Below are 24,382 nucleotides of genomic sequence, written 5' to 3'. Positions count from 1 at the left end.
TATGTTCGGATTGTAACGATTGTGATTGTAATGCAATTGCTTGTGTGCGACTAACGATTTATCCCTGAGTCAAGGGCCGGGGCGAACGATTGGCATGCGCGACGCTCGTCGCGATGCCGCATGAAGACAGGGGGAGCAATGCACGCGTTTTCGTGCGTGGAGGACTACCGCCAGGCGGCGCGGCGGCGGCTGACGAAACTGGCGTTCGATTATCTGGAGGGCGGGGCCGAAGATGGCGACGCGTTGCGCCGCAATCGCGATGCGTTCGCGCAGTGGGGCTTTTCGCCGCGGGTGCTGACCGACACGTCGCGCACGACGAGCGAGACGGCGTTCTGGGGACGCAAAGCCGCGGCACCCATGGCCGTGGGACCTACCGGGCTCAACGGCCTGTTCTGGCCGCGTGCGGACGAGTTGCTCGCGCGCGCGGCGGCCGACGCGGGGCTGCCGTTCGTGCTGTCGACGGCGTCGACCTCATTGCTCGAAGACGTGCGCGCTGCCGTGCCCGACGGTGAGCTGTGGCTCCAACTCTACGTGCAGCAGGATCGCCGCATCGCGCAGAACATGATGCAGCGCGCGCGCGAGGCGGGCTTTCGCACGCTGCTGCTCACCGTCGACACGCCGGTGCACGGCAAGCGCGATCACGACACGCGCAATGGCTTCAAGCTGCCGCTGAAGTTCACGCCGCGCCTGATCGCGGACTGCCTGCGCCATCCGCACTGGAGCTGGCAGATGCTGGCGCACGGCGCGCCGCAACTGCGCAACATCGCGCGCAGCGTCGGCGAGCGGGCCGATCTCGCGCGCCACGCCGCCATGCTGAGCCGCCAGATGGATCTGTCGCTGGGCTGGCACGACCTCGACTGGGTGCGCCGGCACTGGCCGGGAGAAGTGCTGGTCAAGGGCGTTCAGACGGTCGAAGACGCGCGGCTCGCGCAGGCGCACGGCGCCGACGGCATCGTCGTCTCCAATCACGGCGGACGTCAGTTGGGCAGCACGCTCGCGCCGCTCGAGGCGCTGCCGCCGATCGTCGAGGCGCTCCACGCGAGCGGTCCGCCGATGACCGTTTTCGTCGACGGCGGCGTGCGGCGCGGCGCCGACGTGGCCAAAGCGGTCGCGCTCGGGGCCAGCGGCGTGCTCCTCGGGCGCGCGCCGCTCTATGGCGTGGCGGCCCGAGGCGGCGAGGGCGCCGCAGGCGTGCTCGCGCTGCTGCTCGCCGAGCTGCGCATCACGATGCAGCTGGCGGGCTGCGCGCGCGTGGACGAGCTCACGCCGCGGCGCCTGGCCCGGCTGCCGGCAATACGGGCCAATCAGGCAAACCCGCTATAATGTCCGGCGCCCGGTTGCCGTCGGGCGGCGTGGCATCCGGCAGGCCGCCGGACGCGCACGCCGCGCGGCGGCACGCCATTTTTCATCTACAGGAATGCCATCATGAGCTTCAACCACGTGCCTGCCGGTAAGGACATCCCCAACGATTTCAACGTCATCATCGAGATCCCCGCGCAAAGCGACCCGGTGAAGTACGAAGCCGACAAGGATCTGGGCCTGCTGGTCGTTGACCGCTTCATCGGCACGGGCATGCGCTATCCGGCCAACTACGGCTTCATTCCGCAGACGCTCGCCGGCGACGGTGACCCCGTCGACGCACTGGTCGTCACCCCGTTCCCGCTGCTGGCCGGATCGGTCGTGCGTTGCCGCGCGCTGGGCATGCTCAACATGACCGACGAGTCGGGGGTGGACGCCAAGCTGGTCGTCGTGCCGGTCGACAAGATCTGCCCGATGACGGCGCACATGAAGTCGATCGACGACGTGCCGGGTTACCTGAAGGACCAGATCAAGCACTTCTTCGAGCAGTACAAGGCGCTCGAGAAGGGCAAGTGGGTCAAGGTCGAAGGCTGGGAGGGCGTCGAGGCCGCCCACAAGGAAATCGTCGACGGCGTGGCCAACGCCAAGAAGTAAGCGATTTTCGCCTGTCATGCCGCTGCGGCGGCGTCCGAGGAACCCGGCCCCGCGCCGGGTTTCTTGTTTTCCGGCGGCCGTTTCCGGGCATCGCGCGAGCCGGCGCGGGCCGCAACAGGGCGCCGCGCCGGGGTCGCCGTGAAAGCGACGCCGAGTTCGGCGACAATGTCTGTCGGCGTTCATGCCGGGAGACCGGTTCGGAGTGAGGTGAGCGGTGAGTAGCGAAGTCGTCATCCGTGTAGTGCAATCGATCGAGGACGTGCCTGCCGACGCGTGGAATGCGCTCGCAGGCGGCAACCCTTTCGTGCAGCACGCGTTTTTGCACGCCATGCATGAGAGCGGCTGTGCGTCGAGGCGCACCGGCTGGCAGCCGGCCTATCTGCTCATGCACGCGGGCGACATGCTCGCGGGCGCCATGCCGCTCTATGTGAAGTCGCATTCGCGCGGCGAGTATGTGTTCGACCACGCGTGGGCGGACGCCTTCGCTCGCCACGGCCTGCGCTATTACCCCAAGCTGTTGTGCGCGGTGCCTTTCTCGCCGGTCACGGGACCGCGTCTGCTCGCCCGCACGCACGCCGATCGGGTCGCGCTCGCGCGCGGCGCCATTGCGTTTGCCAGGCAGATGGACCTCTCCTCGATCCATGTGCTGTTCACCCACGACGACGATCTGGCCGCGCTCACCGAGGCGGGATATATGCTGCGCGAGGGGGTGCAGTTCCATTGGGAGAACGCGGGCTTCGCAACGTTCGACGACTTTCTCGCGCAGATGAACCAGGAAAAGCGCAAGAAGCTGAAGCAGGATCGCCGCCGGGTGCGCGACGCCGGGGTGACCTACCGGTGGCTGCGCGGCGCCGGGATCGACGATGCGGCGCTCGACTTCTTCTACCGTTGCTACGAAAACACGTATCGCGAACACTGGAATGCGCCGTATCTGAGCCGCGAATTCTTCGCACAGGTACACGCGGCGATGCCCGACGCGTTCCTGATCGTGCTGGCCGAGCGCGACGACCAGCCGCTTGCCTGTGCGCTCAACGTGGTGAGCGGCGACACGATGTACGGACGCTATTGGGGGACCACCGATTTCGTCTCCGGCATGCATTTCGAGACGTGCTACGCGCAGGGCATCGAATACTGCATCGCACATGGGCTGCGCAGCTTCGAAGGGGGCGCGCAGGGTGTGCACAAGATGTCGCGCGGCCTGCTGCCCACGCCGACGTGGTCGGCGCACTGGATCGCCGATGCGCGCTTTGCCGATGCCATCGCGGAGTTCCTCGACGCGGAGACGTCCGCGATGGACGAGCACATCGGCGAGTTGGAGGGGCATACGCCGTTCAAACGCGTGGCGTCCTGACCTCTCGCGGGCATGGCGGGGCCCGGCAAAACGGGGGCTCACGTAATATACTGGCGATTCCCACCGTCCGCCGAGCGCGCCGGGCGGGCGCGCCGGCCGCAGCGGCTGCGCGGCCTGCCGGGGCTCCGGCACATGGGCGATGCCTGGTAGCCGCCGACATGACCAACCGATTCCTCAATCTCTACAACCACGATTTCGCGCGTGTGGCCGTCGGAGTGCCGCAATGCCGCGTGGCCGATCCCGCATACAACGCCGCGCAGACGATTGCGCTCGCGCGCGAGGCCGATGCCGCCGGCGCCGTGCTCGTCGCCTTCCCCGAACTGGGCATTCCGGCCTATTCCTGCGAAGACCTGTTTCAGCAACGCGCCCTGCTCGATGCGTGCAACACGGCGCTCGCCTCGATCGTCGAGGCCAGCCGCGAAATCGGCGCCGCACTCATCGTGGGCATGCCGGTGCGCGTGCAGCAGCGGCTCTTTAACTGCGCCGTGGTGGTCGCGCGCGGTCGCGTGCACGGCGTGGTGCCCAAGACGTATCTGCCGAACTACAGCGAGTTCTACGAAGCTCGCCAGTTCAATGCGGCGGACGATGCGGGCGTCGACACCGTGGCGCTGCTCGGCCACGACGTGCCGTTCGGCTCGTTGATCTTCGAAGCGGCCGATCAGCCGCTGCTGCGCTTTCACTGCGAAATCTGCGAAGACGTCTGGGTGCCGGTGCCGCCGTCGTCGTTTGCCGCGCTCGCCGGCGCGACGGTGCTCGTCAACCTGTCGGCGTCGAACATCGTTGTCGGCAAGTCGGCGTACCGCCATCAGTTGGTCGCGCAACAGTCGGCGCGCTGCCTGGCCGCGTATCTCTACACCTCGGCCGGACAGGGCGAGTCCACGACCGATCTGGCCTGGGATGGTCAGGCGCTCATCTACGAGAACGGGGACATGCTGGCCGAGTCGGCGCGCTTCGCGAGCGAGTCGCATCTGATCTATGCCGACATCGATCTCGAGCGGCTCGCGCGCGAGCGCATGCACCAGACGACGTTCGGCGTGTCGGTGCGGCGCCACGCCGGGGAGGTCGCGCGCTTTCGCACGGTCAGGGTCGATGTCGCCGTACCGCGCGATGCCGAGCTGCCGCTCGCGCGCGCCATCGAGCGCTTCCCCTACGTGCCGGCCGATCCGCGCCGCCGCGACGAGCGCTGCCACGAGGTCTACAACATCCAGGTGCAGGCGCTCATGCAGCGCCTGTCGTCGTCGAAGATCCAGAGGGTCGTGATCGGCGTGTCCGGCGGTCTCGATTCCACGCACGCGCTGCTCGTCTGCGCGAAGGTCATGGACCGGCTCGGGCTGCCGCGCACCAATATCCTCGCGTACACCATGCCGGGCTTCGCCACGAGCGAGCGCACGCTGCGTCAGGCGCGCGAACTGATGGAGGCCGTCGGCTGCACCGCGCGCGAAATCGACATCCGCCCGAGCTGCATGCAGATGCTCAAGGATCTCGGCCATCCGTTCGCGCAGGGCAAGGAGGTCTACGACGTCACCTTCGAGAACGTGCAGGCGGGCGAGCGCACCAATCATCTGTTCCGTCTGGCGAACCATCTCGGTGCGATCGTCATCGGCACCGGCGATCTGAGCGAGCTGGCGCTGGGCTGGTGTACCTACGGCGTGGGTGACCACATGTCCCACTACAACGTGAACGCGAGCGTGCCGAAGACGCTCATCATGCACCTCGTGCGCTGGGTTGCCGAGACGGGGCAGTTGGGCGGTGCGTCGTCGGCGCAGATGACCGGCGGCAAGCATGCGAAGGGCGCCGCGGATGCCAAGGATGCCAAAGACGCGGGGGGCGCCGTGCACCGCCGCAACGTGCTCATCGACATCCTCGAGACGGAAATCAGCCCTGAGCTGGTGCCCGGCAAGGCGAACGGCGCTCCGGAGCAGCGCACGGAGCACTTCATCGGCCCCTACGAGCTGCAGGACTTCCATCTGTACTACACGCTGCGCTTCGGCTACGCGCCGAGCAAGGTCGCGTTCCTCGCCTGGAGCGCGTGGCACGACGCGTCGGCCGGCCGCTGGCCCGACGAAGGCCATCTCGCCCGGCACGCATACGATCTGGCCGCGATCAAGCGCAACCTGCGCATCTTCCTGGACCGGTTCTTCCGCACCAGCCAGTTCAAGCGCTCGTGCGTGCCGAACGCACCGAAGGTTGGCACGGGCGGTTCGCTCTCGCCGCGCGGCGACTGGCGAGCGCCCAGCGATTCGGAGTCGGTGGTGTGGCTCGCGGATCTCGAGACGGTGCCCGACGACCCGCACGCCTGAGCCGTGACTGTCGCGCCCGGCGCACTGTCATCGGGGTGCCGCCGCCGGACCGGTACAATAGCCCGGCGAATTTTCAGAACACTCCAACCAAGATATTGAGGCGACAATGAAACGCGTAACTGCCATCATCAAACCGTTCAAGCTCGACGAAGTCCGCGAGGCGCTGGCCGAAGTCGGCGTCACGGGCCTGACCGTCACGGAAGTGAAGGGCTTCGGCCGCCAGAAGGGGCACACCGAGCTGTATCGCGGCGCCGAGTACGTCGTCGACTTCCTGCCCAAGATCAAGATCGAAGTCGTGGTGAGCGCCGCGCAGGCCGAGCAGGTCATCGACGCTGTGCTCGGCGCGGCTCGCACCGGCAAGATCGGCGACGGCAAGATCTTCGTGACGGACGTGGAGCGCGTGATCCGCATCCGGACCGGCGAAGAGGGCGAGCAGGCGGTCTGAGATCAGGCGCGCCGCCGTCGTTGCCGCGGCGCGCTCACAGGGAAGGCGCACAGGACGAAGAGGGCATGACGGAGGGCGACGGCTGCGCGAGCGGCGTCGCCCTTCGGCGTTAACGATGGACCTTCGATGGACAGTCGATGGACAGTCGATGGACGTTCGATGGACAGCCGATGGAGGTCGGTGGATGGTCGCCGATCGTCCCCCAATCGTCGTTGATCCACGTAAATGACCATCAAACTGACCATCAACCGTCATTCATCGCATCGCGCAGAATCGGGCAGAACTGCGCTGGCCGCGCTGCCGGGCCAGTCCCGCTAGGACGTGAGTCTGACGTCGAAAGCTACCGTGAGCAGGCGCACCACGATGACGGACAGCGCGCTGATCGAGAGCGAGTAGACCGGGTCGATGTCGGCGTAGGTGAGGGCGATGTAGATCCATCCGCCAATGAAGGCGCACACCGCGTAGGGGCGCGTGTCGCGCAGCACGAGCGGCACCTCGTTGCAGAGAATGTCGCGCATGACACCGCCGCCCACGCCGGTGATCACGCCCATCATCACGGACATGAACGCGGACATGTCCGTCTGCAGCGCGAGCGAGGTGCCCGACGCGCTGAAGAAGCCGAGCCCCACGGCGTCGGTGATAAGCAGCACGCGCTCGGTCGCCACGCGCGAGACGAGGCGCAGCACGCCGGAGGTCGAGAGCGAGAGCACGAGGATGAGCACGGTGTACCACTGGTGCTGCACCCAATAGAAGGGACGGTGATCGAGCAGCACGTCGCGCAACGTGCCGCCGCCGAAGGCGGTCGCGAAGGCCAGCACGAACGCGCCGACCGGGTCGAGATGCTGCTTGCGGGCTTCGGCAAAACCGGAGATGGCGCACGAGAATACGGCAATGGCCTCCATGATGGCCAGAATCGTAAGCAGTTGGGCGCTCATCTCGTGAATCATCGGCGAATCCTGTCGGTGATACGTCGTGATCTGCGGCGGCATGGGTAGCGGCATGGGGACGATATCCGCAGCGATACCCCCGTATGGCGCGCTGCCGGGCGCACCCGTGAGAGCGTCAGGCGCCGGCGCGAGCCGCCTTCGTCTGCCCGGCCTGGAGCAATACTACCAGCGCGCCGCTGCCGCCGTCGCGTCCCTGCGCCTGCACCCAGGCGAGCACTTCGTTCTTCTGCGCGAGCCAGCTGCGGACCTTGTCCCTGAGCACCGGTTCGCGGTTGACCGAGCCCAATCCCTTGCCGTGGATGACGCGCACGCAGCGCAGCCCGCGCTTGACGACGTCGTGCAGGAAGGCCGACAGCGCCTCGCGCGCTTCGTCGCGGCGCATGCCATGCAGATCGATCTGCGCCTGCACCACCCAGTCGCCGCGTTGCAGTTTGACGACGGTATCACGGCTGATGCCCGGACGCCGATAAGACAGGCGGTCGTCCGTATCGAAGAGTGCTTCGGGGTCGAACTCGTCGGAGAGCGATTCGAACAGCACGGCCGCTTCGTCCGCCTGCGTCAGGCGCGCCACCGGCGCCGGCGGGCGGCGCGGATGCTCGACGCGGTTGGCCGCGCCCTTGCCGGAGAGCGGAGCGATGTCGCCGATGCTGTCGCGAAAGACGCTGGCGTCACGCGCGGCCTGCGCAGCGCGCCTGGCGGCGGCCACGCGCTCGGCGTCGCGCCGTGCCGTTTGCCTGGCGAGCGAATCGCGCAGACCGGCCAGGTCCTCGAGGCTGAGTTTGGGGGGCTTCTTGCTCATGATCGTGCGGAACAAGGACGGGATGTGTGGGCGGCGCCGGCCTCGCGTGGGGCTCACACGAGACGGGCGCTGCCGCGAGGCGTCGGCCGCGGGCCCGCGCGCCGGCTTACTGGTCGAGGTTCTCGAGGTAGCGCTGGGCGTCGAGTGCGGCCATGCAGCCCGTGCCGGCGCTGGTGATGGCCTGGCGGTAGATGTGGTCCTGCACGTCGCCGGCGGCGAAAACGCCCGGCACGCTGGTGGCCGTGGCGTTGCCGTTCAGGCCGCTGTGCGTGACGATGTAGCCGTTCTTCATCTCGAGCTGGCCCTCGAAGATGTCCGTGTTCGGCTTGTGGCCGATGGCGATGAACACGCCATGCAGCGCCACGTCTTCATGAGCGCCGGTCTTCACGTTCTTGATGCGCACGCCGGTCACGCCGGAGTCGTCGCCGAGCACTTCCTCGAGCACATGGTCGTACTTGAGCTCGACGACACCTTGCTTGGCCTTCTCGAGCAGGCGGTCGACGAGAATCGGCTCGGCGCGGAACTTGTCGCGGCGGTGGATCACGGTGACCTTGCTGGCGATGTTCGACAGATAGAGCGCTTCTTCGACGGCCGTGTTGCCCCCGCCGACGACGCAGACTTCCTTACCCTTGTAGAAGAAGCCGTCGCAGGTGGCGCAGGCGGACACGCCGCGGCCCGAAAAGGCGTCTTCCGACGGCAGGCCGAGATACTGCGCCGAGGCGCCGGTGGCAATGATCAGGGCGTCTGCCGTGTATTCGCCGGAGTCGCCGACCAGGCGCAGCGGGCGTTCGTTGAGGTGCGCCGTATGGATGTGGTCGAAGATCATCTCAGTCTTGAACGCCTCGGCATGCGCGCGCATGCGCTCCATCAGCTCGGGGCCTTGCACGCCGGTCGGGTCGCCGGGCCAGTTCTCGACGTCGGTGGTGGTCATCAGTTGGCCGCCCTGGGCGAGCCCGGTGATCAGCACGGGGTTGAGGTTGGCGCGCGCGGCATAGACAGCAGCGCTGTAGCCGGCGGGGCCGGAACCGAGAATCAGGACTTTGGCGTGCTTGGGAGCGGACATGGACGGACTCACCGGAAAGGGGGATGAAAGCTGACGCCGGGGACCGGCGCAAACCGACATTATAAAGGGGCGACGTGGTTTCGTTGATCGAGCCTCGCAATTGGGCCGATAGCCTGCGCGCCCGCCCTTCGGGTGTGCAATGGCGCGCCGGCACACGGCCCGCAGATGGGGGCGCAGGCGCCAAAACCCAAGTGCGGCGCAGTGGTGGATCGGCGGGGCGGCGGGGCGGCAGGGCCGATGGCGGCGGACGGCGGCCGATGGGGGACGCGGCGTCGCTCTTTGGCGTTACTGCTTGTCACCTTTTCGTGCGTTGAGCGTTGTAATAGTTGTTTACAATGGAGCCTTGCCGCGCGGCAGGCCGCCCGTCTGCCCGCCCAACCTCATGGCTTGATGACGACGAAATCTTCCTTCTCTGCTGGTGCCGGATCGTCGTTGCCCAACCGGGTGACGCACCTATTCCATGAAATCCGCTGGATGGCGCAAGTCGCGCTGATGGTGTTCCTGTTGATGGCGCTGTTCTCGTACAGCCGTCTGGACCCCAGTTGGACGCACGCGGCGCACGTGGAGCGAATCGCCAACTGGGCGGGGCGCGTCGGCGCGTGGGTGGCCGACATGCTGCTGCTCATGCTCGGCCTGTCCGCGTACTGGCTGGTCGTGTTCATTGCCCGGCGCGTGGTGTCGGGCTACCGGCGCATCTCGGCCCGACGCGAAGCGCCCCCGCTGCGCGAACGGCTCGTCAGCGGCGGGTGGGTGGAGATCGTCTCCTCGCTGATGGTGCTGCTCTCGAGCGCCGGCATCGAGTCGCTGCGCCTGTACCGTTTCAAGGCGCAGTTGCCGCGTGCGTCCGGCGGAGTGATCGGCGAGACCGTCGGCAGCTTTTTCCAGCATGCGCTCGGCTTTACGGGCGGCACGCTCGCGTTGCTGCTCATCTTCGCGTTCGGTCTGTCGCTGCTGTTCCATTTTTCCTGGCTTTCGGCCGCTGAAAAGCTCGGTGCGCTGATCCTCGACACGGGCACCGTGATCCGTCGCCGTCGCGAGGCACGCCAGGACCGGCGCCTGGGCGAGGAAGCCGCGATCGCGCGAGAGGGCGCCGTGGTGCAGAACCGCGTGCGCGCCGAAGTTCACGAGCCGGTGCAGATCGTGCCGCCGGTCAAGGTCGTCCCCAAGAGCGAGCGTGTGGAGAAGGAGAAGCAGGCGCCGCTGTTTGCCGATCTGCCCGACTCGATGCTGCCGCCGCTGGCGTTGCTCGACCCGGCGCCGGCCGCGCAGGAAACCGTGTCGGCCGAGACGCTCGAATTCACCTCGCGTCTGATCGAGAAGAAACTCAAGGACTTTGGCGTCGAGGTGAGCGTGGTGGCGGCCTATCCGGGACCGGTCATCACCCGCTACGAGATCGAGCCGGCCACGGGCGTCAAGGGCAGCCAGATCGTGAATCTGGCCAAGGACCTGGCGCGTTCGCTCTCGCTGGTGTCGATCCGCGTGGTCGAAACCATTCCCGGCAAGAACTACATGGGGCTGGAGCTGCCGAATCCGCGTCGCCAGACGGTGCGGCTGACAGAGATTCTCGGCTCGGAAATCTACAACGATTCGTCGTCGCTGCTCACGCTGGCGCTGGGCAAGGACATCGGCGGCAAGCCGGTGGTCGCCGATCTGGCGAAGATGCCCCACCTGCTGGTGGCCGGCACGACCGGCTCGGGCAAGTCGGTCGGCATCAACGCGATGATCCTGTCGCTGCTCTACAAGGCGACGGCCGAGCAGGTCCGCCTGATCCTGATCGATCCGAAGATGCTCGAAATGAGCATGTACGAGGGGATTCAGCATCTGCTCTGCCCGGTGGTGACGGACATGCGTCAGGCCGGTCATGCGCTGAACTGGGTGGTGGCCGAGATGGAGCGCCGCTACAAGCTCATGAGCAAGCTCGGCGTGCGCAACCTCGCGGGCTACAACAACAAGATCGACGACGCCGCCAAGCGCGACGAGCACATCCCGAATCCGTTCTCGCTCACGCCCGAGGAGCCCGAGCCGCTTTCGCGCCTGCCATACATCGTGGTCGTGATCGACGAACTGGCCGACCTGATGATGGTCGTGGGCAAGAAGGTCGAAGAGCTGATCGCGCGCATTGCGCAAAAGGCGCGTGCGGCGGGCATCCACCTGATTCTGGCGACGCAGCGTCCGTCGGTGGACGTCATCACCGGCCTGATCAAGGCGAACGTGCCGACGCGCGTGGCGTTCCAGGTGTCGTCCAAGATCGATTCGCGGACCATCCTCGACCAGCAGGGCGCCGAGACGCTCCTCGGCATGGGCGACATGCTCTACATGCCGCCGGGCACCGGTTTGCCGTTGCGGGTGCACGGGGCGTTCGTGGCCGATGACGAAGTGCATCGCGTGGTGGAGCGCCTCAAGGAGCAGGGCGAGGCGAACTACGTCGAGGGCATTCTGGAAGGCACTGTCGAGGGTGAAGACGGTGGCCTCGACGGCGCCGCCGGCGGAACCGGCGAGGGCGGCGGCGAGTCCGATCCGCTGTACGATCAGGCGGTGGCCGTGGTGCTCAAGCAGCGTCGCGCGTCGATTTCGCTGGTGCAGCGGCATCTGCGCATCGGCTACAACCGGGCGGCCCGGCTGCTCGAGCAGATGGAACAGTCCGGCGTGGTGTCGGCGATGGCGAGCAACGGCAACCGGGAGATTCTGGTGCCGAATCGCGAAGGAGAGTAAGGAACATGCTGGGATTCAAGCGCGGCTTGCCGCTCGTGGCGGGGGTTGTCGGCGTGACGATGGCGGCGCTCGTCGCGCCCGCATACGCGAGCGGCACGGCACAGCTCAAGGCGTTCGCAGCGCAGGTGAAGTCCGCGCGCGGCGAGTTCGAGCAAAAGCAGGTGAAGGCGCAGAAGGACGGCAACGTGTCGGTGACGAACACGTCTTCCGGCACGTTCGAGTTCTCGCGTCCGGGCCGCTTCATCTGGCGCTACGTGAAGCCATACGATCAGTTGCTGCAGGCGGACGGCGAAACGCTCTACATCTACGACAAGGATTTGAATCAGGTGACCGAGCGCAAGCTGGGCGCCTCGCTCGGCGCGAGCCCGGCGGCGATCCTGTTCGGCAGCAACGACATCGAGAAGAACTTCACGCTCAAGGACGCCGGGGTGAAGAACGGCATCGACTGGGTCGAGCTGCGTCCGAAGTCGCAGGACACGCAGTTCCAGCGCGTCGGCATCGGTTTTCGCGACGGCGCGCTGGCAGCCATGGAGCTCTATGATGCATTTGGCAACGTGACGCTGCTGACCTTCGACAAGATCCAGAAGAACCCGCCAATGTCGCCGGATCACTTCAAGTTCACCCCGCCCAGGGGGGCGGACCTGATCAAGGGCTGAGCGACGCCGGCGCTCATTTGGCGGCCCCCGCCGGCCGCACGGCCGCCGGGCTGGCATAATGAGGCATCTGATGATCCGTATGCGGCCGGGGACTTCCCGGCCGCACTGCTTGAAGACATGCCAGACGACGCACCCCTGTCGGCTTCGGTGCCATTGGCCGAGCGCCTGCGCCCACATACCATCGACGACGTGATTGGCCAGCGCCACTTGCTGGGCAAGGGCAAACCCCTGCGCGTGGCGTTCGAGTCGGGGCGTCCGCACTCGATGATCCTCTGGGGCCCGCCGGGCGTGGGCAAGACCACGCTCGCGCGCCTCATGGCCGACGCTTTCAAGGCGTACTTCATCGCGCTGTCCGCCGTGCTCTCGGGCGTGAAGGACATTCGCGACGCCGTCGAAGCCGCGCAGATCCAACGCTCGCAAGGCAAGCAGACGGTGGTGTTCGTCGACGAGGTGCATCGTTTCAACAAGGCGCAGCAGGACGCTTTCCTGCCGCACGTCGAATCGGGCCTGTTCATTTTCGTCGGCGCGACGACGGAGAACCCGTCATTCGAGGTGAATGGCGCATTGCTTTCGCGGGCGGCCGTCTATGTGCTCAAGAGTCTGAACGACGAAGAGCTCGGTGAAATGGTCACGCGCGCGGCGCATGAGCTGGGCGGCATTGCATTCACGGACGAGGCGCGTCAGGGGCTCATCGATTCGGCGGACGGAGACGGGCGCAAGCTGCTCAACAACGTCGAGATCGTTGCGCAGGCCGCAATGTCACAGGGGCTCGACACGATCGACGAAGCGTTGCTGGCGAGCGTGCTGGCCGAGAATCTGCGGCGCTTCGACAAGGGCGGCGATGCGTTTTACGATCAGATCAGCGCGCTGCACAAGTCGGTGCGCGGCAGCTCGCCGGACGGCGCGCTGTACTGGTTCTGTCGCATGCTCGACGGCGGGGCCGATCCGCGCTATCTCGCGCGTCGCATTGTGCGCATGGCCTGGGAGGACATCGGGCTGGCGGATCCGCGCGCCGCGCGCATTGCGCTGGATGCGGCGGAGACCTATGAGCGCCTCGGCACGCCGGAAGGCGAGCTGGCGTTGGCCCAGGCGATTCTCTATCTCGCCGCGGCGCCGAAATCGAACGCCGGTTACAACGCCTATAACCAGGCGAGGGCGTTTGTCAGCAAGGACAAGTCGCGCGCGGTGCCGATCCATCTCCGGAATGCGCCGACCAAGCTGATGAAGGAGCTCGGCTACGGCCACGCGTATCGTTATGCTCATGACGAACCGGAGGCTTACGCCGCGGGCGAAACCTATTTCCCCGACGACCTGCGCGCGCAGAACTGGTATCGCCCGGTGCCGCGCGGCCTGGAGGGGAAGATCGGCGAGAAGCTCAATTGGCTGAAGTCGCTCGACGCCGAATGGCGCCGCGCGAATACCAGGGGGCGCAAGCCCGAGCCGGCCGGAAAGTCCGCCACGGCGGGCGCGGCGCCCTCCGAAAAGACACCGCCGGCCGAATCGTCCGACGACGAGTCGGCATAAGTCACGTAAGCCGCGTAAGCCTGCGCCCCATGGCATTGCGGCGGTGTTGAACGATGACGCTGGCGCCCGGCGAGTGAAATCAGACGGAATCCCGGTGCGTGTTTGGTAAAATCGCCGCTTTGGTGCAGCGCTGGCGCCGTGCAAGGCGCGCGCCAGCTCGGCCACAACGAACTCCATGGTCCACGCGTGTGGGCCGCTAACGACAGACATCCCACCATGCTCGACATTCAACTTCTTCGCAAGGATCTCGACGGCGTTGCGGCGCGACTGCAGACGCGCGGCTACACGCTGGACGTGGCGACGTTCGCCGCGCTCGAGGCGGAGCGCAAGCAGATCCAGACGCAAACCGAGGAACTGCAGGCGCGCCGCAATGCGCTCTCGAAGCAGGTCGGCATGAAAAAGGGCAAGGGCGAGGACGCCTCGGCCGAGATTGCCGAGGTGGGCGGCATTGCCGACACGCTCAAGGCATCGTCGGTGCGCCTGGAGGAGATTCAGACGCGACTGTCGGAGCTGCTGCTCGGCGTGCCGAACCTGCCGCACGAGAGCGTACCGGTCGGCAAGGACGAGACGCACAACGTTGAAGTGCGTCGCTGGGGCACGCCGCGCGAATTCGATTTCACGCCGCGCGACCACGTGGATCTCGGCGCGAGGCTCGGCCTGGATTTCGATGCGGCGGTCAAGCTTGCCGGCGCGCGCTTCTCGGTGATGAAGGGCGGGATTGCGCGACTGCATCGTGCGCTGGCGCAGTTCATGATCGACACGCATACGTCGGAGCATGGCTACACGGAAATGTACGTGCCGTACATCGTGAATGCGGCGTCGATGCGTGGCACGGGACAGTTGCCGAAGTTCGAGGACGACCTGTTCAAGGTGCCGCGCAAGGTGGGCGGTGAAGACGGTGAGCGTACCGAGAACTTCTATCTGATCCCCACGGCGGAGGTGTCGCTGACGAACCTGGTGCGCGACGAACTGCTGAGCGCCGACGAGGTGCCGCTGCGCATGGTGGCGCACACACCTTGCTTCCGCTCGGAGGCAGGCAGTTACGGCAAGGACACGCGCGGCATGATTCGCCAGCATCAGTTCGACAAGGTCGAGCTGGTGCATGTGGTGCGTCCGGAGGAATCCTACGACACGCTGGAGATGCTCGTCGGCCATGCGGAAGCGATTCTGCAGAAGCTGGAGTTGCCGTATCGCACGATCGTGCTGTGCACGGGCGACATGGGTTTCGGCAGCGCGAAGACATACGACATGGAAGTGTGGATTCCGGCGCAGAACACATACCGCGAGATTTCGTCGTGCTCGAACATGGAGAGCTTCCAGGCGCGCCGGATGCAGGCGCGTTATCGCAATGCGCAGGGCAAGCCGGAGCTGGTGCATACGCTCAACGGCTCGGGCCTGGCGGTGGGACGTGCCCTGGTCGCCGTGCTGGAGAACTATCAGAACGCCGACGGTTCGGTGACCGTGCCCGACGTGCTGCGCCCCTACATGGGCGGTATCGAACGTCTCGAGCCGGCTGCGTAAAAAAATCTTAAAAAAGGGGTTGGCAGCGAAAGAAATTCCGCTATAATCTCTTTCTCGCTACTTGAGGCCACTCAGGCAGCGAGCCAAAGCAGCAAGAACGCTTGGAGAGGTGGCAGAGTGGTCGAATGCGCCGGACTCGAAATCCGGTATACGGTTATACCGTATCGTGGGTTCGAATCCCACCCTCTCCGCCAAGCAAACAATTAAGCCCTTGAGTTTCAAGGGCTTTTTTGTTTTTTGGGATCTAGGTGTGCCATTTGGTGTGCCTTGGGACTTTGGCTGCAATCCGCCCTAGTTGGATTGGGTTGATCAATCGCATTTTGATGGGCCGGTGCTGGTGCCCCTCAAGTGTCGCCATCCCTGCACTCAATCGATTTCAAGAAACCTGCGAGGGCGTCGTGCATGGGATGGATGGTCCCGCTGCCTTTGTCGCCTTGGTGGAGGGCCGCGAGCATTCTTCGAAATGCACTAACGTGAAATGTATACCCTTGCAGCCACTACGCGAGCGGACCTTTCTGTGCGTAAAACGGCCGCTACTGGGAAAGAAGTGGAAGCGCCCGACCTATAGGTGCGCGCAAGCGCAACTATTCAGAATTCAAATGCGCTTAGTAGTTAGACGTGCGAGGAGGGCTTGACGCTGGCGCCAAGTCTACTAGCATGTGGCGTGGTCCGATTACATTTATTCATCATGACTTCGAACGGAAAGTCGCGTAGCCATGCCAAAGATTCTGCCACGACAACTCGTCTAAATAGATTGGAACAATGTGGGCTCCCACCGCGCCACTATTACACGCTGCCCGACGCGTGCGACATGCTTGGATGTACAGTGTCTGACTTGCTGTACTACGGAAGCGTGGGAATCATAAATGTCAATGTAACAGTGCCGTCAGAGCTAACTGTCTGCCCGTACGATGCAGAAACGAAGTTCAAGGGAATTTCCTTTGCGCCGCCCGTGTTGCTCACGATTTGGCGCAACGACTGTCGCAGGCTTGAGTGCGGAGAGACAGTTGAGCGCGCAACATTCAAGTCTGGATATTGCTTCTATCGGGATGAAATGCTTCATAAGACAACGCCAGCGAGCTGTGGTACCGGGCCGTTCACGGGGCAGTTCGCAGTCTGGAAACTGTACAAGGGGGATCGAAAGCGCAAGGTTCGGATCATTTCGGAGCGCCTGGTAATCACCCGTGATGACCTTGAAAAACTTCAGGCAGGTGACACAGCCGTTGTCGACGATGAAATGAGCGACACTTCAGCGTCGGCACGAGACCACCGCTCAGATCAACTGATGCGGCTGATCCAAGCCTCGGAGAAATTCTGGGCAAATGCCAGTCGCGAAGATCGTGACGCGCAGCCGACCAATGATAAAGTCACTATGTGGCTAGCTGATCGTGGCTTTTCCCAAAGTCTAGCTCGCAAGGGCGCATCGATCATTCGGCCCTCATGGGCCGGAAATGGGCGTCCACCCGCCGAAAAGTGAGACTCCCCAATCTCGCCACACGGCGAGGCTTTAGAAAGGGTTACACCCGGAAGGGTGTAACCCTTTCTCTATTCTGAATAGTCGCGTATCGGCACCATTCGTCCCGTGTTCCCAACAACACTCAATAGGACGAATCATGAACATACCGATGCAATCGCCGCTGGTCATCCTCCGACTCAAGCAGCTCCAACTGCGGCTCGGTGCTGCTCGAACCACGATCTACGATTGGCTCAATCCCAAGTCTCCTCGTTACGACCCCACGTTTCCTAAGCAGATTCGTCTCTCGCGCCATAGCGTGGGCTGGCTGGAACATGAAGTGAATGACTGGCTGCTTGGCCGTATCGCCGCAAGTCGTCCGTAGACGCGCGTCGAACGCCAAAGGCTCACAGTGTCGCTGAAGCTTGAGCTTGGGGAAATTAAATAAGTTGGTGAGCGTCCCGCAAAATTCGTTCTTATCGAGAATCCGATAAACATGATCGGACTACATTCGAAGTAAATGCTCACTACATTGCTATCGCCCTACATCGTCGTTTTGCAAGGGGCAGCGTGGAATCTACAGCAAAGCCTTGAGGGGCTCGGGGTGATCTCCTCAAACTACATAGTGCGTGATCCAAGGGGGATGATCGTGTCCTCGTATTGGTCTCCTGCACAGTCAGTCGCCGTCATTCTCGGCCTGCTTTTTATCGCGTTTGTTGTCTTTGCCTGTGCATTCTTAGTCGCAGGCTACGTGATTTCACGGAAGACTGGAGCCGCGATATCGTTGGGCTTGCTGTTGGTGCCAGCGGTGCTCAATGTGCTCGGCATATGGCCATCCTTTTCGGCGGTTCCTGACTCGTTCGTGTTGGGCGGAACTGGTGTTTTAGGTGCGGGCTATGGGATGGCCTGCCTCATGTTGCTGGGCGTACTCGGCGGTTGGTGTATTGCGATAATCTTTACTGATTTGGTTCGCATCAGGGATAGATTCTGGCATCTCTATGATCACTTCTGGGTTATTGCCGGGTTGCTTGCGGGCATCTTCTTTGTGGCGGACTCGCAAGTCTCTCGTCACGCGACAGAGTTGCAAGCAACGTCTACTGAGGTGAAACAGGCGAGCGCATATTTACTGCGCCAACTCGAATCTTTCGATCGGTGGTGTCGTGAAACTGGGACAAGTGCGCAAGTGTCGTGCCGGTGGGCTTCCTCGGTTCAACAGAAGCTGCTCGACTACTCATACGACCACGAGAGCATTTTTGTCAAATTTGGCCCTCAAACGTCGGCAGATATTTACGCGATCGGCGAACACCGTGCTCAACTATCGGCCTCGGAAGAGATTCGAACGGAAATCGCCGCTTATACCCGGTCCGCGTGGAAGGGGAGGGCGTCCTGGTAGGCATTCCCTGCGTGCACTGAAATGTCGCGGAAATGCACCTGACGCTTGGCGCTTGCCGGACAGGCGATTGGGCGGACTTGACGCTTCAGCACAAAAGCTCTCACGGCTAAATCGCTGTGTTCGCCAACTGAAATTGTCCGTCGCCAGCTCGGCCTGTGTGGGGTACGACTGCCGGATGGGTGGGCGCGTACGCGGTGCCAAATTCCGAGTGACGGAGGGAGACTGGCCCCGCCCGATGGGAAGGGCGAGCTCCTTCGAATCAGACGCATATGCGCGCGCCAGACAAATAACTATTATTGGAGACACTTGTGAATTCATCCCTCTCCCGCGCGATGCGAGCGCGGATCACCGTAGTGCTGTGCCTTAGCGTGGCGTTGCTCGAAGGCATCGATGTGCAATCTGTCGGTATCACTGGCCCTCGCATCGCCCAGGAGTTTTCTCTTTCCGTGGCGCAACTGGGCTGGGCACTCAGCGCTGGCGCTATTGGTCTGATGCCGGGTGCGCTGATTGGGGGACGCCTTGCCGACTTGTTGGGCCGCAAGAGCGTTTTGATCACCTCGGTGGTCTTGTTTGGTCTCTTCTCTTTGGCGACCGCGCATGTCTGGGATTTCGGCAGCTTGCTCGTCGCACGTATTCTGACGGGGCTTGGCCTCGGCGCAGCAATGCCGATCCTGCTGGCACTGTGCTCAGAAGCCGCGGCCCCAGATCGACGCACTGCGGCCGTTGGCGCGATGTACTGCGGCATGCCGTTGGGAGCAGCCATTGGCGCCTTGATCGGCGTTCTGGCCAACGGGCCGGGGCAATGGCGCATGGTGTTTTATGTCGGCGGCTTCGGGCCAATCGCGGTTGCTCTGCTTCTGGCCTTTCTTCTCACTGAGTCAACGCAATTTGAATCGAGCCGCACCGTCGCGCCCGACGCGAAGGTCGGCTTCGTTGAAGCGCTCTGGCGCGACGGACGCGCGCTAATGACTTCCGCACTTTGGACTAGCTGCCTCGGTACGGTGATCGTGCTGTACTTCCTGATGAACTGGCTGCCATCCATGATGATTGGCCGCGGCCTTTCTCTCGAGCAGAGCGGCTTGGTGCTAATGGCTTTCCACATTGGCGCGGGTTCTGGCTCCCTTGGCATCAGTAATCTGATGGATCGCATGGGCCGCAACCGTACCGTGATTTTCATGTATGCGGGAATGGTCCTTGCTCTTGCCACGCTGGCAATGGCCACCGGTGCATTGCAAACGATAGCCGGTGGGTTCCTCTGTGGCGTATTTCTCGGCGGCGTCCAGTCGGTACTCTTTGCATTGGCAGGGCAAGTCTATCCGACACACGTGAGGGGCACCGGGATCGGCGCGGCAGTCGCGGTCGGCCGTCTGGGTTCAATACTTGGACCACTGATCGCGGGCTTGCTGTTTTCGGCTGGTTCCAGTGCATCGATGCTAGTCGTCTCAAGCATCCCGGTCGTGATTGTTGCCGCGCTTGGGTTGCTGATCGTTACGGGGCACCTGAACCGGAATGCGGCCGCAGCTGGGGAAGACCGTATTCCGGCTAGTGCTTGAACCAGACATGCCGCAGCAGCAGATTTTTCCGAGTGCATTCGTCGAGATGCCGTGGCAAGCGATTCGCTTCGTGCTGTCGCAAATCTCGCGGCTTTTCAGCGCACTTTCTACGCGCGTCGTATCGGAAAGTGGGCTATCGAAATCGGAATGCGAAGTGTCGCAACGTGTGCTCGGGATGCTGCGGCGTTATCAATTCACTTCGGCGTGTTTGTAGCCATCCTGTCGGGGCTGGTGTAGCCCGCGCTTCACTAAGGAGTTTTTCTGATGCTGGCCTCTGCGATGGAAGGGCGAAGTCTCTATGGCAGGGACACCGGTTCGTCCCGACGAGGGATGTGTGCTGGCAGAACCGCTTTGGAACATTTGGACTTTGCGGGCGCTAGTTGCCGTCCTGACTATGTCATTGACGCATTGTCTTGTCCCAGTCAATGACAGACTTCAAGATTTAATTAATATGAGTAAGCAACGCACCGTGATTATTGGCGCCGGTCAGGCGGGCGGGACCGTCGCTGCCAATTTGAGGCAGCTCGGATACGACGGGGAAATTACCGTCATCGGCGCTGAAGATTGGCCGCCCTATGAACGACCGCCGCTTTCGAAAACGCTTCTGCAAGGCAAGATCGAAACCGAAAGGACCTATATCAGGCCTCCTGCATTTTATGCAGAGCAGGACATCGAGCTGATTACGGGACGTCAGGTCCTTGAAGTCAACCGCAGTCAACGACTGCTGCAACTGGACGATGGCGATCGGCGGGGCTATGAGTCGCTTGTTATTGCTACCGGTGCACGCGCCAGACGCCTGAATATCCCGGGCGCAGATCATCCGCGCGTCCATGTGTTGCGTGATATCGGACACGCACTTGCGCTGCGTTCGGCGCTTGCTAAATCGGAGCGTCTGTTGATTGTTGGCGGAGGGTTTATTGGGTTAGAAATTGCGGCTAGCGCCCGAGCACTTGGCTTATCAGTGGATTTGATAGAGCAGGCTCCGACGCTGATGGGGCGGGTACTGCCGCCTCACGTAGCCTCGCACCTTGCCGGTATTCACGCTGGACGAGGAGTCATGCTCCATACCGGCGTTGCGTTGCATAGTTTTGAGCATCGACCAGACGGTGGCCTTATTGCTCAGACGAGCATCGGTCCAATAGAAGCCGATGTGGTCGCTGTAGGCATAGGTTCCATTCCGAACACGGAACTCGCCGCAACTGCAGGTCTGTCGATTGATGATGGGGTGTTGGTCGATGAGTTCGGACGAACGGAAGATGAACGCATTTGGGCGGCTGGCGACGTTACACGTCATTTCAACCCCCTGTTGGGGCGCTATATTCGGCTTGAGTCATGGAAAAACGCGCAGAACCAGGCTATTGCGGTCGCGAAGTCGATTGCCGGTCAACCTTCGGCTTACGCCGAACTACCTTGGTTGTGGAGCGACCAGTATGACCTCAATTTTCAACTGGCCGGGATGCCTCGAGGTGGTGAGGAACTGGTCTGGCGTGGAACGCCAGATGACACCTGTTTCACCGTATTCGGCCTGACCGGTGACACGCCGTCGTTCGCTATTACGGTGAATCAAGGTCGTGAGATGCGTTTTGCCCAGCAGCTAATTGTCCGCGGGGCGCCTGTCGATGTCACGCGGCTCGCGGATGTCAGCATTCCTCTGCAACGTATGGTCGCGTGAGGACTGAGATCTGCTTGGGTTTTCCATATCAAATCTGTAGGGGCGGCGTATCGGGTCAAGTTGGCGCGGGTAAAAAGCGCCAACTGTCGGGCGAATTCAGTTGGCTCTCGGGCATGTCGTGCATAGCGATCACCGCGTCACATCGCTTTGCCGTCCATCAGGTGAATGCAGGCGTCTTCCGCATACTCGATATTGATCGCGCACTCCGGACAGCTGTTCGCCGTCATTTCAGCCAGATCCTCCAGCTCGGATGGTAACGTGTCATGAATCCGGACCATGGCATAGCCGTTCTCGTCCAAAGCGAACAGTTCCGGCGCAAGCCGGCTGCAATTGTTATGCCCCTGACACATGCCAGGCGTAATGCTTATTTTCATGGGGACACCTCATAGGTTGGCATTCTTCAGGCGTGGACCTCGTCTCGCTAACCGGACTCGGCAGCCAGGATGAGGCCCGAAGCGCTATCAACGTGGGCGATATCGCACTTGCAGGGAACAGAACGCATCGAGGCCCCATGGGCCATTCTCGATGCCAATGCCGCTCCACTTCCAGCCACCGAACGGCAAATGCGGCTGCACCACGAGATGTGTGTTGACGTACGCACTGCCACAGTCGAGCTTCGCAGCGACGTCAGCGGCCCGATCCTCATTCGAACTCCACACCGAGCCCGACAATCCATAAGGCGTCGCGTTGGCGCGCGCGATGGCCTCGTCCAAATCGCCGTAACGCATCACGGGGAGTGCCGGGCCAAACTGCTCTTCGTCGACGATGCGCATGCCTTCGCGCACGTTATGAAGGATAGTGGGTTCGAAGAAGTAACCCGGTCGGTCGATCGGCTTGCCCCCGGCCGCCGCAATCGCGCCCTCGGCCAAGGCGTCCGACACCAGGCCCTTCACGCGCTCGAACTGGGGTTTGTTGTTGATCGGCCCGATCTGCATGCCGTCTTCCATGCCGTCTCCAACGCGCACGCGGCGGGCCCGCTGCGCTAGTGCATCGACAACTGCATCGTGCAGGCTGTCCGGCACGAACACGCGCTTGATGCCGGCGCAGATCTGTCCGTTGTTGGTAAACGCGCCCCAGAAGATGCCCGCAGCAACCCGCGCTGGATCCGCATCGTCAAGCACGATCGCAGCATCGTTGCCCCCAAGCTCCAGCGTCATGCGTTTCAGGTCCGGGGCGGCGGCGCCTGCAACCGCCTTGCCCGTCGCGACCGAACCGGTGAAGCTGATCTTTCTCACGGCCGGGTGGCTCGTCATCCACGCACCCAACTCGTCGCCGCCGCTCACGACATTGAGGACACCGGGGGGCAAGTGCTCGGCAATGATGCGTCCCGCCACCAGTGTCGACACCGGCGTGTAGGGCGACGGCTTGAGCACGATCGTGTTGCCGGCGAGCAGGGCCGGCGCCAGCTTCATCCCCAGCAGCAGGAGAGGGAAATTCCACGGCGTGATGGCGGCGACTACGCCGAGCGGACGCCGGACGACCACCCCGTGGCCGGCAGCATCGTCCTGCAAGGTCTCCTCTGGCAAAGGCAGCTTCGCGAAGTAGCTGAACCAGCGGGCGGTTTCCGCCACTTCGAAGGCGGCAGCGCCAAGCGGTTTGCCTTGCTCTTTGGTCACGAGTTCGGCCAGCGTGTACTGCGCTGACGTCAGGGCATTCGCAATGGCTTGCAGGGCATTTCGCCGCGTGTCGAGCTCGCTTGTGCCCCAGGCAAGGAACGCGCGCGATGCGCTCTCCATCGCCTCGTCCAGCTGCGCCCGATTGCACTGGGGCGCCTGCGCAAACGGCTGCTCTGTCGCCGGGTTGATCACGTCAAACAGATCGGCCGGGCTGACGTCGCGGCCATCGATGGTCATGAGGTACTGGGTCATGAAGACTCCAAGATCGAAGTGAGGATTCAGTCGGCCATCAGAAGCGGACAACGGCGCGCGCGCCGCGCCCGGAGGCGCAGTAGTCCAGAGCTTCGTTGATGGCGGGGAAGGCGAACGTCTCGGTGACCAGCTCGTCGAGCTTGAGCAGCTTCTGCTCGTACAGGCCGATCAGGCGCTTCACTTCGCGGTGCACATGCGCGGAGCCGTACAGCGATCCGCGAATCGTCTTTTCCGTCATCACGATGCCGGTGAAGGCCGGCACGTTGACGACAACGTCTTCGGGGCCCGCCCCTACAAGCACGGCGCGTCCGCCGCGCCGGGTCATGCGGATCGCATCGTTCACGGTTTCCTGGCGGCCCACAACCTCGATGGCTGCGTCGACCCCGCGACCTTCGGTCGCCTTACGTACCTGACGGATCAGTTCCGCTCCGGGCTGCAACGTCAGCGTGGCGCCAACGCTGCGTGCGAACGCCAGACGCTCTTCGCTCGGATCGATGGCGATGATCTGGCTGGCACCGCTGATGCGGGCGCCCTGGATGGCATTCAGCCCCACGCCGCCACAGCCGATGACCGCGATGGACTCGCCAAGCGCGACCTTGGCCGTGTTGACGGCCGCACCGAAGCCTGTGAGCACGCCGCACCCGATTAACGAGGCCGGCGCGAGATCCATGGCGGCGGGGAGCTTGACGGCGGCGCGTGCCGGCACGACGCAATGCTGCGAAAAGGTGCCCAGGCCTGCCATGTGGTAGACCGGCGCGCCATCCATGCGATAGCGGGTGGTGCCGTCAGGCATGGTGCCGCGCGCCATCGCCGCAGTTCCGGAGTCGCACAACGACGGCTGCTCGTGTTCGCAGAAGAAACACTTTCCACATTGAGTCAACCAGCTCAGCACGACGCGATCGCCGGGCACGAGATCGGTGACACCTTCACCAACCTCCACTACCGTGCCCGCGCCCTCATGGCCGAGCACCACTGGCAGGGGATTCGGCAACCTGCCGGTGAAGACGGACAGGTCGGAATGGCACACGCCCGAGGCGCCGATTGCGACAAGAATTTCCCCGGCGCGCGGCGGTTCGAGATCGATTTCGAGAATCCGGACAGGCTCTCCGGGGCGGGTCAGTACGGCGGCTTGCGTTTTCATGGAAGTCGTTGGTTTAGCAGAAGAATGGGGA

The 24,382-nt window shown here is 63.5% G+C and carries 20 protein-coding genes and 1 tRNA gene; 15 read left to right on the top strand and 6 right to left on the bottom strand.

Annotation, left to right across the window (positions count from 1 at the left end):
- Positions 1 to 120 precede the first annotated feature (120 nt).
- The 5 genes from PNO31109_RS15130 to PNO31109_RS15110 all read left to right on the top strand — a co-directional run bounded on the left by PNO31109_RS15130 (position 121) and on the right by PNO31109_RS15110 (position 6,049).
- The gene (locus tag PNO31109_RS15130; protein ID WP_241013966.1) at positions 121 to 1,323 is read left to right on the top strand and encodes an alpha-hydroxy acid oxidase; all 1,203 of its coding nucleotides are present in this window, start codon (positions 121 to 123) and stop codon (positions 1,321 to 1,323) included.
- 102 nt (positions 1,324 to 1,425) lie between these two features.
- A complete protein-coding gene (gene ppa / locus PNO31109_RS15125) occupies positions 1,426 to 1,953 on the top strand; it encodes an inorganic diphosphatase (protein WP_150556288.1) in 528 nt (175 codons plus the stop codon).
- A 214-nt stretch (positions 1,954 to 2,167) separates the two neighbouring features.
- Positions 2,168 to 3,304 carry a GNAT family N-acetyltransferase gene (locus tag PNO31109_RS15120; RefSeq protein WP_150556287.1) on the top strand — a complete coding sequence of 379 codons (1,137 nt, stop codon included), beginning with the start codon at positions 2,168 to 2,170 and terminating at the stop codon, positions 3,302 to 3,304.
- A gap of 158 nt (positions 3,305 to 3,462) precedes the next feature.
- On the top strand, positions 3,463 to 5,604 hold the full coding sequence (locus PNO31109_RS15115; protein ID WP_150556286.1) for an NAD(+) synthase: 2,142 nt from the start codon (positions 3,463 to 3,465) through the stop codon (positions 5,602 to 5,604).
- A gap of 106 nt (positions 5,605 to 5,710) precedes the next feature.
- Positions 5,711 to 6,049: a P-II family nitrogen regulator gene (locus PNO31109_RS15110; RefSeq protein ID WP_010805431.1), complete on the top strand. Its 339-nt coding sequence runs from the start codon at positions 5,711 to 5,713 to the stop codon at positions 6,047 to 6,049.
- A gap of 314 nt (positions 6,050 to 6,363) precedes the next feature.
- Here the strand turns inward: PNO31109_RS15110 and PNO31109_RS15105 are convergent, their stop codons facing one another.
- The 3 genes from PNO31109_RS15105 to trxB form a co-directional block, all read right to left on the bottom strand.
- Entirely contained in the window at positions 6,364 to 6,984 is a 621-nt protein-coding gene (locus tag PNO31109_RS15105; RefSeq protein ID WP_370750351.1) for a trimeric intracellular cation channel family protein, read from the bottom strand.
- 127 nt (positions 6,985 to 7,111) lie between these two features.
- The gene (locus PNO31109_RS15100) at positions 7,112 to 7,795 is read right to left on the bottom strand and encodes a Smr/MutS family protein (RefSeq protein WP_150556285.1); all 684 of its coding nucleotides are present in this window, start codon (positions 7,793 to 7,795) and stop codon (positions 7,112 to 7,114) included.
- 106 nt (positions 7,796 to 7,901) lie between these two features.
- On the bottom strand, positions 7,902 to 8,858 hold the full coding sequence (gene trxB / locus PNO31109_RS15095; RefSeq protein WP_150556284.1) for a thioredoxin-disulfide reductase: 957 nt from the start codon (positions 8,856 to 8,858) through the stop codon (positions 7,902 to 7,904).
- A 390-nt stretch (positions 8,859 to 9,248) separates the two neighbouring features.
- On the opposite strand from trxB, the gene PNO31109_RS15090 reads away from it, so the two are divergent.
- The 10 genes from PNO31109_RS15090 to PNO31109_RS15045 all read left to right on the top strand — a co-directional run bounded on the left by PNO31109_RS15090 (position 9,249) and on the right by PNO31109_RS15045 (position 21,342).
- Positions 9,249 to 11,570 (top strand): DNA translocase FtsK, encoded by a 2,322-nt coding sequence (locus tag PNO31109_RS15090; RefSeq protein ID WP_150556283.1) that lies wholly within the window; start codon positions 9,249 to 9,251, stop codon positions 11,568 to 11,570.
- Positions 11,571 to 11,575: 5 nt separating this feature from the next.
- Complete coding sequence (lolA, locus tag PNO31109_RS15085) at positions 11,576 to 12,226, top strand: outer membrane lipoprotein chaperone LolA (RefSeq protein ID WP_150556282.1); 651 nt, start codon at positions 11,576 to 11,578, stop codon at positions 12,224 to 12,226.
- Positions 12,227 to 12,343: 117 nt separating this feature from the next.
- Positions 12,344 to 13,750, top strand: coding sequence for a replication-associated recombination protein A (locus tag PNO31109_RS15080; RefSeq protein WP_150556281.1), 1,407 nt, complete (start codon positions 12,344 to 12,346; stop codon positions 13,748 to 13,750).
- A gap of 216 nt (positions 13,751 to 13,966) precedes the next feature.
- Positions 13,967 to 15,271 (top strand): serine--tRNA ligase, encoded by a 1,305-nt coding sequence (gene serS / locus PNO31109_RS15075; protein WP_150556280.1) that lies wholly within the window; start codon positions 13,967 to 13,969, stop codon positions 15,269 to 15,271.
- A gap of 103 nt (positions 15,272 to 15,374) precedes the next feature.
- Positions 15,375 to 15,465 (top strand) — tRNA-Ser (locus PNO31109_RS15070).
- A 632-nt stretch (positions 15,466 to 16,097) separates the two neighbouring features.
- Positions 16,098 to 16,748 (top strand): hypothetical protein, encoded by a 651-nt coding sequence (locus PNO31109_RS15065; protein WP_150556279.1) that lies wholly within the window; start codon positions 16,098 to 16,100, stop codon positions 16,746 to 16,748.
- Positions 16,749 to 16,884: 136 nt separating this feature from the next.
- Positions 16,885 to 17,109, top strand: a complete 225-nt coding sequence (locus tag PNO31109_RS15060) for a helix-turn-helix transcriptional regulator (protein WP_150556278.1) — start codon at positions 16,885 to 16,887, stop codon at positions 17,107 to 17,109.
- Positions 17,110 to 17,244: 135 nt separating this feature from the next.
- Positions 17,245 to 18,117 (top strand): hypothetical protein, encoded by an 873-nt coding sequence (locus PNO31109_RS15055; protein WP_150556277.1) that lies wholly within the window; start codon positions 17,245 to 17,247, stop codon positions 18,115 to 18,117.
- 308 nt (positions 18,118 to 18,425) lie between these two features.
- Positions 18,426 to 19,670 (top strand): 3-(3-hydroxy-phenyl)propionate transporter MhpT, encoded by a 1,245-nt coding sequence (gene mhpT / locus PNO31109_RS15050; protein ID WP_280525231.1) that lies wholly within the window; start codon positions 18,426 to 18,428, stop codon positions 19,668 to 19,670.
- Between the two features lie 451 nt (positions 19,671 to 20,121).
- A complete protein-coding gene (locus PNO31109_RS15045; RefSeq protein ID WP_174966415.1) occupies positions 20,122 to 21,342 on the top strand; it encodes an NAD(P)/FAD-dependent oxidoreductase in 1,221 nt (406 codons plus the stop codon).
- A gap of 137 nt (positions 21,343 to 21,479) precedes the next feature.
- On the opposite strand, the gene PNO31109_RS15040 is transcribed toward PNO31109_RS15045, so the two are convergent.
- The 3 genes from PNO31109_RS15040 to PNO31109_RS15030 form a co-directional block, all read right to left on the bottom strand.
- A complete protein-coding gene (locus PNO31109_RS15040) occupies positions 21,480 to 21,716 on the bottom strand; it encodes a ferredoxin (protein ID WP_150556275.1) in 237 nt (78 codons plus the stop codon).
- Positions 21,717 to 21,803: 87 nt separating this feature from the next.
- Complete coding sequence (locus PNO31109_RS15035) at positions 21,804 to 23,210, bottom strand: aldehyde dehydrogenase family protein (protein WP_150556274.1); 1,407 nt, start codon at positions 23,208 to 23,210, stop codon at positions 21,804 to 21,806.
- Positions 23,211 to 23,247: 37 nt separating this feature from the next.
- Positions 23,248 to 24,351 carry a Zn-dependent alcohol dehydrogenase gene (locus PNO31109_RS15030; protein WP_174966414.1) on the bottom strand — a complete coding sequence of 368 codons (1,104 nt, stop codon included), beginning with the start codon at positions 24,349 to 24,351 and terminating at the stop codon, positions 23,248 to 23,250.
- Positions 24,352 to 24,382 lie beyond the last annotated feature (31 nt).

The sequence above is a fragment of the Pandoraea nosoerga genome (genome assembly GCF_902459585.1).
In the GTDB taxonomy this organism is placed as follows: Bacteria; Pseudomonadota; Gammaproteobacteria; order Burkholderiales; family Burkholderiaceae; genus Pandoraea; species Pandoraea nosoerga.
This window is presented reverse-complemented; position numbering and strand designations above follow the sequence as displayed.

Coding starts and splice junctions, on each gene's coding strand:
- PNO31109_RS15130 (WP_241013966.1), top strand. CDS start 121: ATGAAGACAGGGGGAGCAATGCACGCGTTTTCGTGCGTGGAGGACTAC.
- ppa (WP_150556288.1), top strand. CDS start 1,426: ATGAGCTTCAACCACGTGCCTGCCGGTAAGGACATCCCCAACGATTTC.
- PNO31109_RS15115 (WP_150556286.1), top strand. CDS start 3,463: ATGACCAACCGATTCCTCAATCTCTACAACCACGATTTCGCGCGTGTG.
- PNO31109_RS15110 (WP_010805431.1), top strand. CDS start 5,711: ATGAAACGCGTAACTGCCATCATCAAACCGTTCAAGCTCGACGAAGTC.
- PNO31109_RS15105 (WP_370750351.1), bottom strand. CDS start 6,984: ATGAGCGCCCAACTGCTTACGATTCTGGCCATCATGGAGGCCATTGCC.
- PNO31109_RS15100 (WP_150556285.1), bottom strand. CDS start 7,795: ATGAGCAAGAAGCCCCCCAAACTCAGCCTCGAGGACCTGGCCGGTCTG.
- trxB (WP_150556284.1), bottom strand. CDS start 8,858: ATGTCCGCTCCCAAGCACGCCAAAGTCCTGATTCTCGGTTCCGGCCCC.
- PNO31109_RS15090 (WP_150556283.1), top strand. CDS start 9,249: ATGACGACGAAATCTTCCTTCTCTGCTGGTGCCGGATCGTCGTTGCCC.
- lolA (WP_150556282.1), top strand. CDS start 11,576: ATGCTGGGATTCAAGCGCGGCTTGCCGCTCGTGGCGGGGGTTGTCGGC.
- PNO31109_RS15080 (WP_150556281.1), top strand. CDS start 12,344: ATGCCAGACGACGCACCCCTGTCGGCTTCGGTGCCATTGGCCGAGCGC.
- serS (WP_150556280.1), top strand. CDS start 13,967: ATGCTCGACATTCAACTTCTTCGCAAGGATCTCGACGGCGTTGCGGCG.
- PNO31109_RS15060 (WP_150556278.1), top strand. CDS start 16,885: ATGAACATACCGATGCAATCGCCGCTGGTCATCCTCCGACTCAAGCAG.
- PNO31109_RS15055 (WP_150556277.1), top strand. CDS start 17,245: ATGCTCACTACATTGCTATCGCCCTACATCGTCGTTTTGCAAGGGGCA.
- PNO31109_RS15045 (WP_174966415.1), top strand. CDS start 20,122: ATGAGTAAGCAACGCACCGTGATTATTGGCGCCGGTCAGGCGGGCGGG.
- PNO31109_RS15040 (WP_150556275.1), bottom strand. CDS start 21,716: ATGAAAATAAGCATTACGCCTGGCATGTGTCAGGGGCATAACAATTGC.
- PNO31109_RS15035 (WP_150556274.1), bottom strand. CDS start 23,210: ATGACCCAGTACCTCATGACCATCGATGGCCGCGACGTCAGCCCGGCC.
- PNO31109_RS15030 (WP_174966414.1), bottom strand. CDS start 24,351: ATGAAAACGCAAGCCGCCGTACTGACCCGCCCCGGAGAGCCTGTCCGG.